General features: G+C 26.0%; 7 protein-coding genes and 1 tRNA gene. 3 read left to right on the plus strand and 5 right to left on the minus strand.

Annotated elements, in window-relative coordinates; genetic code table 4:
- Positions 1–208 precede the first annotated feature (208 nt).
- Together ACWXVK_RS00870 and ACWXVK_RS00875 are read left to right on the plus strand one after the other, a co-directional pair.
- Positions 209–1,123 carry a gamma-glutamylcyclotransferase gene (locus ACWXVK_RS00870; RefSeq protein WP_438340751.1) on the plus strand — a complete coding sequence of 305 codons (915 nt, stop codon included), beginning with the start codon at positions 209–211 and terminating at the stop codon, positions 1,121–1,123.
- A 3-nt stretch (positions 1,124–1,126) separates the two neighbouring features.
- Positions 1,127–2,821 carry a GIY-YIG nuclease family protein gene (locus ACWXVK_RS00875; RefSeq protein ID WP_456016942.1) on the plus strand — a complete coding sequence of 565 codons (1,695 nt, stop codon included), beginning with the start codon at positions 1,127–1,129 and terminating at the stop codon, positions 2,819–2,821.
- A gap of 63 nt (positions 2,822–2,884) precedes the next feature.
- Here ACWXVK_RS00875 and ACWXVK_RS00880 read toward each other — a convergent pair whose 3' ends face one another.
- Positions 2,885–4,579, minus strand: a complete 1,695-nt coding sequence (locus ACWXVK_RS00880; protein ID WP_456016945.1) for a S41 family peptidase — start codon at positions 4,577–4,579, stop codon at positions 2,885–2,887.
- A 457-nt stretch (positions 4,580–5,036) separates the two neighbouring features.
- On the opposite strand from ACWXVK_RS00880, the gene ACWXVK_RS00885 reads away from it, so the two are divergent.
- Positions 5,037–5,112, plus strand: a tRNA-Arg gene (locus ACWXVK_RS00885).
- Between the two features lie 132 nt (positions 5,113–5,244).
- Here the strand turns inward: ACWXVK_RS00885 and ACWXVK_RS00890 are convergent.
- From ACWXVK_RS00890 to ACWXVK_RS00905, 4 genes are all read right to left on the minus strand, one after another.
- Positions 5,245–9,624 carry a hypothetical protein gene (locus ACWXVK_RS00890; RefSeq protein WP_456016947.1) on the minus strand — a complete coding sequence of 1,460 codons (4,380 nt, stop codon included), beginning with the start codon at positions 9,622–9,624 and terminating at the stop codon, positions 5,245–5,247.
- 265 nt (positions 9,625–9,889) lie between these two features.
- The gene (locus tag ACWXVK_RS00895; protein ID WP_455993963.1) at positions 9,890–12,019 is read right to left on the minus strand and encodes an MSC_0620 family F1-like ATPase-associated subunit; all 2,130 of its coding nucleotides are present in this window, start codon (positions 12,017–12,019) and stop codon (positions 9,890–9,892) included.
- Positions 12,003–12,476, minus strand: a complete 474-nt coding sequence (locus ACWXVK_RS00900; RefSeq protein WP_438340756.1) for an MSC_0621 family F1-like ATPase epsilon subunit — start codon at positions 12,474–12,476, stop codon at positions 12,003–12,005. The genes ACWXVK_RS00895 and ACWXVK_RS00900 overlap by 17 nt, the downstream gene beginning before the upstream one ends.
- Positions 12,476–13,384 (minus strand): MSC_0622 family F1-like ATPase gamma subunit, encoded by a 909-nt coding sequence (locus ACWXVK_RS00905; protein WP_456016949.1) that lies wholly within the window; start codon positions 13,382–13,384, stop codon positions 12,476–12,478. Before ACWXVK_RS00905 ends, ACWXVK_RS00900 begins: the two co-directional genes overlap by 1 nt.
- Position 13,385 lies beyond the last annotated feature (1 nt).

The following is a 13,385-nucleotide window of genomic DNA, read 5'->3' on the forward strand; positions in this document are numbered from 1 at the left end:
TGTTTTTTTCATAAACACCTCAATAAAATATTTTTTGTATAGTTTTTTACATTAATTTAATATTTTAGATAAAAAAAAAAAAAAAAAAGAAAAGAGGCTCAAAATTAGGAAATTTTTAAATATTACAAGCTAAAATGGGCTTAAAAAAATAATATTAAATATAATTAATAATATCTACCTAAAATTTGTTTATGTTTAAGGAGTAAAAATGGAAAAAGACAACAAAATTTATTTATTTTCATATGGAACTATTCAAGATGAATTGTTCTATAAAAATTTATTGTCGCCTGATTGCGTAAGAAGACCCGCTTTATTAAATGGCTATGCTAAGTGTGTTGATGAAACTGCATATTTTTTATTAAAAAAAGATATTGCCCATCAAGTTAAAGGCACTCTTTTTGAAATAACAAAGGATGAATTATTTATGATTGATAGATGAGAAATGTTTCCGCAATATCAAAGATTTCAGGCCAATGTTATTGCCACTGATACAAACGAAATTATCGAAAACGTATATGTGTATACTAAATTAGAATTTGGTAAATATTATCTAGCAACCGATGACATGGGATTTTCAACTTCGCCTAATGAAAATGAGCAAAATTTAAAAGCTTTTATCACGTTAGAACAACAAACAGAATTATTTCCGTTGGTTGATAATGCTATTTTGTATGAAATTTCCGATGAAGAATTTGAAAAAATAATTCATCTTTCGCATCCGTATGTTGCATTGATATTGGATGACCAAAAATTTAAGAATTATTTGGTTGACCCTTATGCAGTTTTAGGTATTAAAATTCATGATAAAAAATATGCTTTGTTAATTTCGTTTGGTAGAAAAAATTCATTAAATAGTATTTTTTATTATCATGCTATAGAAAATAAAATTGAAGGGGTAGAAATTATTAAAGATATTAAACCACTTTATAAATTTAATATTGATTTCTTATTAGATAAAAAGCCAATTAAGTACATTAATTTAAAGTTAGATAAAACAATCGAAAAACCTAAGTTTGGTGTATTTGAAGATATTGCCTATGAAATAACCCTTAATGATTTTGATATCGATCCATTTAGAAGATTAGATATTATTATTCATACTCTCGAAGAAAATATGAAATAGCTAATGATTGATAAAGAATTAATTAAAGGCGTTTCAACAAAACCTGGTGTTTATTTTTGAAAAGATAAAGATGGCAATGTTATTTATGTGGGCAAAGCCAAAAACCTAAAATCACGGATGTCACAATATTTTGACAAAAATGTTCATAATTCATTTAAAACTAGTGCAATGTTAAAACATATTGCTTCTTTTGATACAACTGTTTTTGATAAGGAATCGGAAGCCTTGATGTTTGAACGAGCTAGTATTAATAGATATAAACCTAAATATAATGTAATGCTCCCCTCTCATAATAATTATCCTTATATTTGTATTATAAAAAAAGCCAATAAAATTGATATACAACTTAAAAATGAATATAAAAAACGTGATGATATTATTTATTATGGTCCGGTTGTAGATGGTGAAAAAACACGTCTATTAATTAAATATTTAGTCCATTTATTAAAAACGCAAGAAGGATTAATTATTAAAAAAATGACTCCGGTAGAGGTAGATAAAAGATTCGCAAAAGCAAAGGAAATAATAAAATTTAATAAAGAATTTAAACAAGAATTAATTAGTAAAATTAGAAGCGCCTCCTTACAACTTGATTTTAGAAGGGCGGAAGAACTTAAAAAAATTCTTGATTTTATAAACGAAAAGAATAATATCCAAAACATTAGATTAAAGACAAAAAAATCTATTGATGTATGGGGCGTATATTTATATGATAATATTTTGTTTGCTTCTATTTTACAATATCGTTATTCATTGTTAAATAATCGCCAAGACTTTCAATTTTATTTTGAAAAAAATGAAGAAGAATTGGTATTTGAATTTATAGAAAATTTTTATAAAAACAATCCTATTCCTGATCAAATAATTATTGATGATAAATATAAGAATCAGCCTTTTAATAAAGAAATTAGAAATTCGATTATTAAAAAGAATTATAGTATAAATTCTAAATTACTTGATTTAGCTAATGCTAATGCTAAGAATGATTTAAGCAATAAAATAAAGAAAATAAAAGATAAGACAAAAAGCAATGATATTCTCCAATCTCTAAAAAATATATTAAATATTGATTGTTCAAGGTTTGCAATATTCGATAATTCGTTTCAATCAGCAACTAAAGAAGTCGTTGGCAGAGGGATGATTTTTGTTGATGGAATTAATGTTAAGAAATTTAATCGTTCTTATATACTTTGCAAAAATGAAGATGCTAATTCTGATTACCATTATATGTTTCAAAATATTAGTAAGTTTTTTTGTGACCATTCAATTGATGAAGATATTAATTTGATTTTTGTTGATGGCGGTGAGATTCAAATTAATGCTGCAATTAAGGCCTTGAAAAAATTTCATAAAAATGTGCCTATTTTCGGACTTGTAAAAAATAATCACCACGAGTTTGCAAGATTAATTAATGATAGTGGCGTAGAAATTAAAATTTCAGATGCTAAGGTGTTTAATTTTTTATCGCAAATTCAATATGATGTCGATAAGAGCGCTAAGGTCGTTTATAATAAAAGACACAATAAAATAATTACAGATAGTCTCTTAACAAAAATAAAAGGTGTTGGGCCTAAGATAGAACAAAAATTATTGGAAAAGTTTGGCTCATATCAGGCAATAATTGACGCAGATATTTTAGAATTATCTAAAATTATTAATACAAAAATCGCTAGTGAAATTAAGAAAATAAAAATCTAAAAGTAGGAATTTTAAATTCCTACTTTATTGTTTAAAGAAAAAAAATTCAATTTAAATTTAGATTTATTTAGGCAAAATTTTAGTTAGATAGTCTATATCATAAAAGTTGTTATATGGAATTTCAATGTCTGGTTTTACACCATCTTCTAGATTTATTTCTGATCCGTGATGTTTATATAAATAATTTAATGGTGAACTAGTTGATATTGATGTTCCATCATTTAAAACCAAGGGCAATACAGGCGCGGTCCCTCCTCCAGATTTTTGACCTATAATTTTGGCTACTTTTAGTTCCCTTATGATTCCTGAAAATGTGTTAGCAGCACTAAAAGTATTTTTGCTAGTTAATATATAGTAATTAAAGTTTTCAAATGCATCATTATCATAATAATTGCCGTCCTTGTTAGCATCGATTTTATATTTTTGTGTTTCTATAATACCAGAAAGTAGTGATTTACTATGCACAACAATGTCCTTATTTGTTAATAAACCAACAGCACGATACATTGCTCCAATATTTCCACCACCATTTCTAGAAATATCAATCACAACATTTTTAATATTTTTTTGTTTTAATATTTTTTGTAATGTATTTCTTAAAAATTCAAATGTGTCGCTTTTGATATTTTTTGCATAAATTTCATTATTAGATGCTGTTTCAAAATTATCGATAATAATATATGCTAAGTTACCATTTATAATAAAACCATCTTGTTTAATTTTTTGCTCAAGTATGGCTCTTTTTTGCTCAAGGTATTCATTAACTTTGGCATATTCACTTCGTTCAGTTCCATATAATTGAGATGCATAATCATTGATTTTTTTGCTATTGTTTGTGAATATATTTAACATATTAATTCTAGTATGCAAGTCATTTAATTTGTTAAAGAATAATTTTGCATATGCCTTGTTATATATATCGGGATTATTGCTTAATAATTCTTTTTTTATATCGGTGATATACTGTTGAAAGTTTGATATATTTTTATATGATTTAAGTCCATAAAAATTATCAAGGGTAAATAAGAGATTATCAAGATTATAAATTCGATCCTGTGTTGTTTCTTTATCCGCCGACCATGAACCTTGTTGATATGAGTAAGCGTCATTTTCATCTTCCATTAGTGAAAAAAATTTACCATAAACCGCATCGCCATTATAGTAGAGATTGTAATAGTTTTGACTACAAAATAAGGTATTAAAAATACTTAAAGGAATAAAAGTTCTTCTCCCCTCTTTAAAAATATCGATGTGATAACTTCTTAGATCAAATTTGATAGGTCCGTTTAAGTCGTCAATATTTTCAATTTTTGAGCCTTCATAACTTATGAAACGTGAGTAATTAGTCGAATTGCCTTGCTTAACAAAATTAAAAAATGCTTCGTTGCTAACACTAATAATATCACGATCTGCGTCAATATACATTAATTGATTATTTGAAACTAGTTGTGTTGCATTGATGTCATAAGTCGGTATTTTTCTAATTAGCGAAGTATCAACGAAGCCATTTAAAACACCTAACATTTCCTCAATAGCAACATATGGTTGATGAATTTTATTGTCAAGAAAATATAAGTTTAGATTTTTATTTTTTATTGAATAATCTTTTGATGATAAATTTATAAATTTTGTTTTCTTGATATTAAAAATTTTAGAAGGACCATTGTCTAAATAATCAAAATCACTATAACATGAAACAGCACTCAATGATATTAGCGGTAATGGTGTACCTAATAGAAATAAGAACTTTTTCTTCATATTTTAATTCCCTCTTAATTCCCTATAATATTGAAATTTTACGCTTTTATTAAGGTTCATTATCAAAATTATTGATTTACTTATGCAAAGATGTGAAATAGATTAATTTAATTAGTTTTTTATAAAAACTTATTGATTTTGAAAAATTTATAAGTTTGTGTTGCTCTATACAAAAACAAAATTTTTTGATATTTGAAATTAAATATTTATTTTCCCAATTTTATGATTTAAAAATACAAACTCAACTTAAATTAAGATAGATTTATGATTTTATTTAATTGTTTAACTACAATTTTATCAAAATTTTGCATCTTTTATTATAGGATAATAGCCTATATAAAAAGCTCATATTTTGATATCAAAATTCATTTTATATGTATTATGATAATTAATGCAAAAATAAATTTTATAAAAAGCGTTCTTAAATTTATTTTAGTGCTAAAATATTATATGCAACGGTCGTGTAGCTCAGGGGATAGAGTACGTGCCTTCTAAGCATGTGGTCGCAGGTTCGAATCCTGCTACGATCGCCATTTTTTTTATTCTTTTTTTATACTAAATTATTAATAAAACTTAATTTAATTGTTTTTAATACAAAATAAGAAAAGACCCAAATCTTTTTATTTAAATTTGAGTCTGATGTTTTTTTCTGATATTTTTATTTTTTAGTTATTAGTATGGGTTTGTGGTTTATTGATTAGTTGTTCAAGTTTCTTTGATTTTTCAACTAATTCTTGACTTGTTTTTTCTAATTCTTTTTTAGCATTTGTATTTGCTAAATTTGCTTCTTCTTTTTCCTTTGTTTTACTTACTAAAGTTTGGTTTAGGTTTGTGATATCTTTATTTATAGTTTCTAGTTTTTCTTCTTGTTCACTTATATCTTGTGTTGTTTCTTTTAAGACACTTTGAGATTCGCTAAGTTGTTGTTTGGTTTTTTGCAACTCGTTATCTTTATTTTTTAATTGCTCAATTGTGTTATCTAGATTTTGTTGTGCAATATCTAATAATGATATTGTATTATCTTTATTATTTTGAATTTTTTGTTGCTCTAATCTTGTGAATTCGAGATTTTTGTTTATTTTATTTATTTCTGCAATTTTTTTATCCTTTGATTGTGTCAGAGTTTTTAACTCAGCTTCCTTTTCTTCTTTTTTGTTTAAAAACATTTGAATATCACTATTTATTTTTTTCAATTTTGAAGCATCATTAGCTTTAGTATCTTTGATTTTTTTAATTTCTTTATTTGCTGCTTGTAATTTTAAGTTTATATTTTCTATATTTTGAGCTTTATTTGCTACCTTCTTATTTGCTTCTTCTAAATCCTTTTGTGCTTGTGCATTTGTGTTTTCAGTTATGGTTTTTGATTGATTTGAGTTATTGATAGCATGTTCTATATTTTTAATATTTTCATTAACAATGCTAATTTGACTTGCTAATTTGTCAGCTTCTTGTTGTGTATTTTGTTTTGTAGTTTTATAATCTTGCAATACTTGTTGTTCATCATTTAATTGCTTTGATATGTTGTTTAATTCTTGATTTTTATTATTTAGTTTTTGGGTTGCTATTTTATGTTCAAAATCTGCTTTTTCCTTATTAGCTTGGGCTTTTTGTTCTTCTAGTTTTGCTATTTCATGTGCATTATTTTTTTTGTTTACTTCTTTTTGTTTTTCATCTATTGTTTGTATCGTGGTTTGAAGTTGGGTTTCGAGACCACTTTTATTTTTTAGAGTTTCCTTTAAATTATTATCAGCTTCTAGTTTTGCTAAGGTTGCTTCTTCTTTATTTTTCTTAATTTCCTGAATTTTAGCGTTTGCTTCTTTTAATTTAGTGTTTGCTAATTCAAGATCACTAGTTTTTTGTGTTACATTTTTATTAGCTTGACTCAATTCGCTTTCAGCTCCGTTATTTTCTGTTTGCAATGTTTTGCTTGAATTAGTTAATGGCGCTAATGAAAGGTTGATTTTAGCAATTTCATTATCTATTTGATTTATTTTTGTTTCAGTTTCTTGTATTTTTTGTTGTAATAAATTTTTATTTGTTTCTACATTATTTAAGGTATCTATAGCTTTTTGTTCTTCTGCAATTTTTGTATTTAAGTTTTTTATATTACTTTCATATTCTTTTTTAGCTTCTTGTAATTCTGCTATATTTGATTGTTTTGTAGCATTAGCATTCTGAAGTTCTTGCTTCGCAGCATTTAACTCTCTTTTTATCCTATCTATCTCATTATTTTTTGTTTGAATAGAAGATTTTGTTTGTTCAAGTTCGTGCATTGCGTTATTTTTTTCACGTTCAGCATTGTTGTATTCTTGTTGAACATTATCTTTTTCTTTAGTTTTTTCGGCAAGTATTTTTGTTTTTTCTTCTAATACCCTTTGGGCATCATTATATTTTTGCTCATAGGATTCTAATTTAGAATTAAGGCGCAATATGTCATCATTATAATAATCGTTTTTCTCCTCTTCTAATTCTCTTATTTCTTTTTCTATTTTTTTTATAATTGACGCACCACCATATGTTATTGGCTCATCATGTTTGCGTTCAGATTCTAAATCTCCTTCTGTTTCTTTCGTTAGCGCCTCAAATATTTGGGCATATTGTTTTTCTATTTCTTTTTCAAGTTTTTTTATTTCATTATCAAAGTCTATCTGATATTTTTTATTTTGTTCTATTAACTTATCATATTCATTTTTTACATTTTCGTAGTTATTATTTTCTACTTTTGCGGTTTCAAATGCTGATTTTTTTTCTTTTTCCGCTTTTCTAAATTCATTAGTTGCCTGAGCTAAAATTTGACTAATTCCATCTAATTCGGTGTTCTTTTCTTGTAACACTTGCATATTATATTGTTCTAAACGTTGTAGATTTGATAAATTAGTTTCTTCTATTTCTAATTCTTTTTCTTTTTTAGATACAGCAACTGATTTATCTTTAATTGAGTTGTTAGTTTCATCTAATTTATTCTCAGTTTCTGTGATTTTTTGTTTACTTGTATCTAATGCACTTGAAGCTTTGTTTTTTTCTTGTGATTTGGTAGTTTTGGAAGCAGTTTTTTGTTTTATTTCTTCCGTGTATTTTTGTAGGCCTTGTTCTAGCTTTGCTTTTTCTTGTTGTAGTGAACTCTTTAGATTATTTTGTTGTTGCAATTCCTTATTTTTTAGAGCAATATCATTTTGATTCTGCGAAAGTTTTTGCTTAGCTTGCTTTGCTTTTTCTATTGCACTCTTTTGAGACTCATTTGCCTTTTTTAATGCATCAATCGCACTTTGTAAATCATTTGCTAATTGCAAAATTTTGATTGATTCCTCTTGTAAATTATTGTTGATATTTAAAAGGTTTGTATCAGCCTCTTCTTTTTTAGTTTCTAGTTCTTTTAATTGTCTGTTTGTGTTTTCTAGGCTTTGCTTTGTTGATTTTTGTGCTTCCTGAGCTTGTACTAGTTCTTTATTTGCCTCTATTAATTCATTATTTTTAGTCGAAATTTCACTTGCTTTTTGATTTAGTGATTGTGTTGCTTGTGCTAGCTTTTCATTTGCTTTTGTAACTTCTTGTTGTGCTTTATTTTGTTCAACCATTAATTGTTTTTTTACATCGGTTTTATCTAGAATTTCTTTTTCTTTTTTGCCTATATCTAAACTAATTTTATCAAGAAGTTGTTGCACACTTTGTTTCTGAGTTTCGAGAGTTTCTTTTTGTTTTTGTGTAAGTTCTAATTCCTTGTTTTTTAGTGAAATTTCGCCTTGCTTTTCTAGCAGGTTTTGCTTTGCTTGTTCAGCTTTTTCTACTTTATTTTTTTGATTCTCATTCTCTTTTTTTAATTCATCAATAGCAGAGTGCAGTTGCATTGTTATTTGATCGATTTTGTTGGTTTGTTCTTGAAAACTGTTGTTATTTTGTAATAAATTTGCCTCAAGATTTTTTCTTTGTTTTTCGAGGTCTATGATTGTCTGATTAATATTATCTAAATTTTGCATTGAATTATTTAGGGCTTCCTGAGCTTGTGCTAGTTCTTTATTTGCCTCTATTAATTCATTGTTTTTAGTTGAAATTTCACTTTGTTTTTGTGCTAAAAGATGATCGGTTTGTTTGATCTTTTCTTGTAGTTTATTGATTTTCTCTTGATTGTCATTTTTTTGTGCTTCTAGTTGATTTCTAACATTAGTTTGTGCCTGAATTTCAGATTCTTTTTGGCTAATTATGTTGTTAATTCTTTCTAGATTTTTATCGGCATTTTGTTTTTGATTATTTATTAGTTCTTTTTTATTTTTTGCTTCTTCAAGATCTTTGTTTATTAAAGAAATTTCGTTTTGTTTTTGGACTAAATTTTGGTTAGCCTCATATGATTTTTCTGTCGCATTTTTTTGGTTATGGTCAGCTTGCTTTAATTCAATAATTGCCATTTGAAGTTCTTTGATTATTGCGCTTAGTTTTTTTGAATCAATAGAAGGATTTGTTTTTGGTGAGTCTTTATCTTTTTTTAGATTTTCATTCTGTTTTTTTAATTCCTGGTTTTTTGTAAGTGAATCTAAGAGTTTTCTTTCTAAATCTTCTTTAATTTTTTGCGCTTCTTTTAATAGTTTATTTGTTCTTTCTTGTTCTATTGCTTTCTTATTAAGTTCAGTTATATTGTTTAATGTCTTGAATTTATGGCTTAAAATAGGTTTATTTTTAAAAATTATTTGAAATTCATAATCAGTGCTAGATTCTAAAGGAGCTTCGTTTCTTTTCTCGCCCCAAGAAATAGTTTCATTATTTTTGTTTATAATGTATTTCTTTTCAAGAAAAGCTTTTGGATTATTTTCGGGAAAGATTCTTGCTGTAAATTCGGTGTTTTCATAATTTTTATAGTTTTTTAGTATAAATGAAGCTGAGTTACTAGTTATTTTTTGTTTGTTTATTTCTAACTTATTTTGGTTATTGCTAACTAGGTATGCTGTTATTATGGCGCCAGTTGCTAATGTTGCTGCTATCGCTAGTTCTGCTCCTAGTAAAACTCTAGGTGTTTTTTTCTTTTTTGTTTTAATTTCATGTTTGTTTTCAGTCATATTTAAACCTTTTCTTATGTTTTGGTATTTAATTTTTTTACTAATATAATAATGTTTTTTTTTTTTTTTTGAATTTCGGGTTATGAACATTGGGCAGGGTTATAAATTGGGCATCAAATTTGAACTTATTTTGCTATTGAAATGTGAAATTTACTAGCTTTTTTGAAAATTTAGCCTGGTTAATTTTGCTTTTTTTTTTAAAAAAAAAAAAAAATAGAGTTTTAATAATTGTGTAACAATTTCTTATTAAAAACTCTATTTTGAATTAGATTATTGACATTACAATAGAAAGAACAAGAACAAACAAGATTATGCCGATTACTGAAATTGAAAGTTTTTTTAATTTTATAGTACCGAGTTTTTTGCTTTTTATAGCAATAAAGGTAATTGCAATTATTGTTAATAATGCACTAATTGCAAATATTGCATAACCAGCTTGGTTTAAAGCTTTCTTTCCTTCTAGATTATTATCTTTAATTTGAATTTCTGCTTTTAGATATGAATTTGTAAATTTTTCTTTGTCCTCTTTTTTATCTGGTTTTTTATTATCGATTAAAGCAGCAAGAATATCAAATCTTTCAATAATGTTTTTGACTTGTTTAGTGTAATTATCATATCAGCTAAAAATATTAATAGTTCTTGAACCAGTTGAAGAAATTAAACGAGATATTTGTTTATTTATAAGGTCATAATATTGATTTATTAAATTTAAATCAAATCCATTTTGAGCAAAGTTTTTCTTAATAATGTCTTTATTTATCTTAATTATTTCTTCAAATTGTATTAAAACAGCTTTAAGAGAGTTAGCAAGACTACTAAAATAATCTACACCATTGATTGTTGAAGAAAATAAACTAGTTAATAATAGATAATTTGAGTTTTTAATGTCGGCTTCGATAACAGATTTGTTATTTTCGTTTTTTAAGAGATTTTCAGCAGCTTTTGTGATTATATCGTTAGCAGCATTTACATACGATTCTTTATTAGTGATTAAAACTCCTGTACCAACCATATTATATAAAACGCTACGTAGCGTATCATTTCTTAAATCATTATAGTTTATTTTGTCATCAATTCCCAAAGCGGTAAATATTTTGCTAAATAGTTGTTTATTTTCTTTAATTATTTCTTCATATGCGTAATTAAGTGATTCTTGTTCCGGAGAAGTATCAATATTTATTTTAATTACATAATCACGACTCTTTTTAGGATCTACTCTATCACTAATTCTCACTGTTGCTGATAATGAATTTCCACCTTCACTTTTTAGATTAATTACGCTATATTTAAATCTAGTGTTAATGGCATTATCAAAAAAGAATATCTTTTCTTTTTCTTCTGCTTTTGAACTATCAAAAAACGTTTTTAGATTGTTTGCTGTTTTAGATGTGTAAATTGAAGAAACATTAGGTATTAGCGAAGGAAGAGCTTGAATTTGCTCTTGGGTATCAATTTCTTTTTGTTGTTTATCCCCGGGAATTATTGGCGGTTTTCTTATTGGTTCATCTTCTTTTTTATTTTTTTGTTCATCAAGAATGAATTTTTTATTCTGATCAAGATCAAATTTAACAAATTTCTTATGTAATTTCGAAACAATGTAATCTTCTCATGATGCAAAGTCTTTGGGCTGAGTAAAACTAAAACCATTAATTGTATTTTCTTTTTCTTTGAAGGTGCCGAATTTAATATTAATTTGTTCTCCTATTTTAGGAATGTCTACCTTGTCAAAAAGCATGTTTGGAAGTTGCTTTTGCAACGCACCAAAGTAATCCTTTATTAATTTATCAAGTCTTTGTTTGGTAATTGTATTAAGTTGTTCTTTATCTTTTGTAATTTTTCCATTTGGCTTAATTTGTTCTTCATAGTTAGTTTCTTTAGTTTTTCCGACCTTTATGTTATCAAATTTTTGCCCTTCGTATTCAACTACAGATGGAATGTAATTTTTATTAGTTGACATTACATATGGAAAAACAATTGTGAAACCAAGGTTATTCATATGCTTAGTTTTTAATGCATCTTTGTTTTTTTCAAGATACTGTTGTAGGACTTGGATGTAGATGAGTTTTTCTAAATTAGGTTTAAAATCCTTGTCTAAATCTTTCAACAATTTTCCTTTTTCATTATCAAGATATTTAATAGTAAAGTCAATTATTTTTTCAACATTTTTTTCCACATTATCTTTTGTAAATTTGGCAAAGGTATCAAAGTCGAGAGCTAGGCTAGGTTTTTCTGGAGCTTTTGGTTTTTGCTTATTTGGATCAGCGGGTTTTTGAGGCGCATCTTGTTTGAGTTCTTTTGTTTCATCTTGACGATTGTAGGCAGAAATAAGAGCTAACGAGGGAAGCGGGATCACACTGATTAAACTTAAAGAGAATAATTTATTTTTTAATTTCATAATTTTCCTCCTTGACTAATTTTAGTTTTTGCTCCATTTTTAGCATATATAGCCTTTGCTTTAAATGTTTTTCTTCAAGAAATTGGTCAAGACTTAGTCCAATTTTTTGCAATGATTCATAGTAATTAATTTTAGTTGTTATTTCTTTGATTTGCAAATTATCAAATTTTATCTTATTGTTTTGTTTGTATAATTCTAACTTACTAAATGAATTAATGTTAATTTCGTTTTCTTTGATGATTATATTTGCGTTAATTAAAAATAAAAATAATTCTTTTTCTTGATCAAGGTCTCTAATTTTAATAACTGTGTTTTCAAATGCCATCATTGAATTCGAATTAGCAAGACCCCACTCATCCTCTTCATCAATATTGATAAATAATATGGCATTTCTGATTGATAGATGTTTATTACCAATGAAGTGAATATTAATTTTAAATGAATTATTATTAATCATTATTTAATACCCCCAAAACCTTCGTTTGCTTTTGTTAATAAAACAATTTCTTCAATTTCCTTTTCGCGTTTAGTACGAATTATTTTTTTCTTAACCTTTGCAATATCTTCTTCAATTTGATTAATAATTTTATTGGTTGTAACAAGGTCATTTTTGGCATTGTAGAAAAATGACTCAATTAACAATGAATATATAGCATTTTCTAAAATGATGTTTATTTCATTTTCAACAAAATCCTCAATACCGGGATAAATTTTGTAACCAGAAATATCACCAACTGAATTTTGTTTATCAACTTCATTTACTAGTTTATTAATGTTGAATTCATCAATAGGAAGAACTGTAAAGTGCCCGTTATAATTTTTGTTGGTATTAAGAACAAAATTAACTTTTGAATAGTTATTATCTATATATAAGGTCTTAACTAATTGACTAACTCTTCAAGTAAGATTGGTAGCCTGTTTTTCTTCTTCACCAAAGGATTTTATTACGTTAAACTTGTTTTGATTGCAAAATTCACTAGCTCTTTGGCCAATTGTTATAAAATCATCGTGTTTAGGATTTACATTTGTAAGTAGCTTTTTTTCATATCTACTATATGAATCTGTTGAGTATTTTTGGTTCTCGGTCAAATAAATCCAAAGTACTGATCGTTTTTTAAATATATTACGTAATTTTTGAATAGTTTTATTATTATTTTCAGAATCATTAATTAACTTATTTTTTATTGTGTATTTTTCCTTAATAGCATTGATTAAGTTGATATTTAGCAATGCATTAGAAATATTGAATTTTAGCTTCCTCGTAAGCTTCATTATCTCAATCAAAAGAATATTTTTGGAATTATTTACCTTTGTCAATATTCCTTCAAGGTTTTGTAATTTTTCTTCTCATTTTTTTAAATGCATA

Source organism: Mycoplasma sp. 3398 (assembly GCF_053851555.1).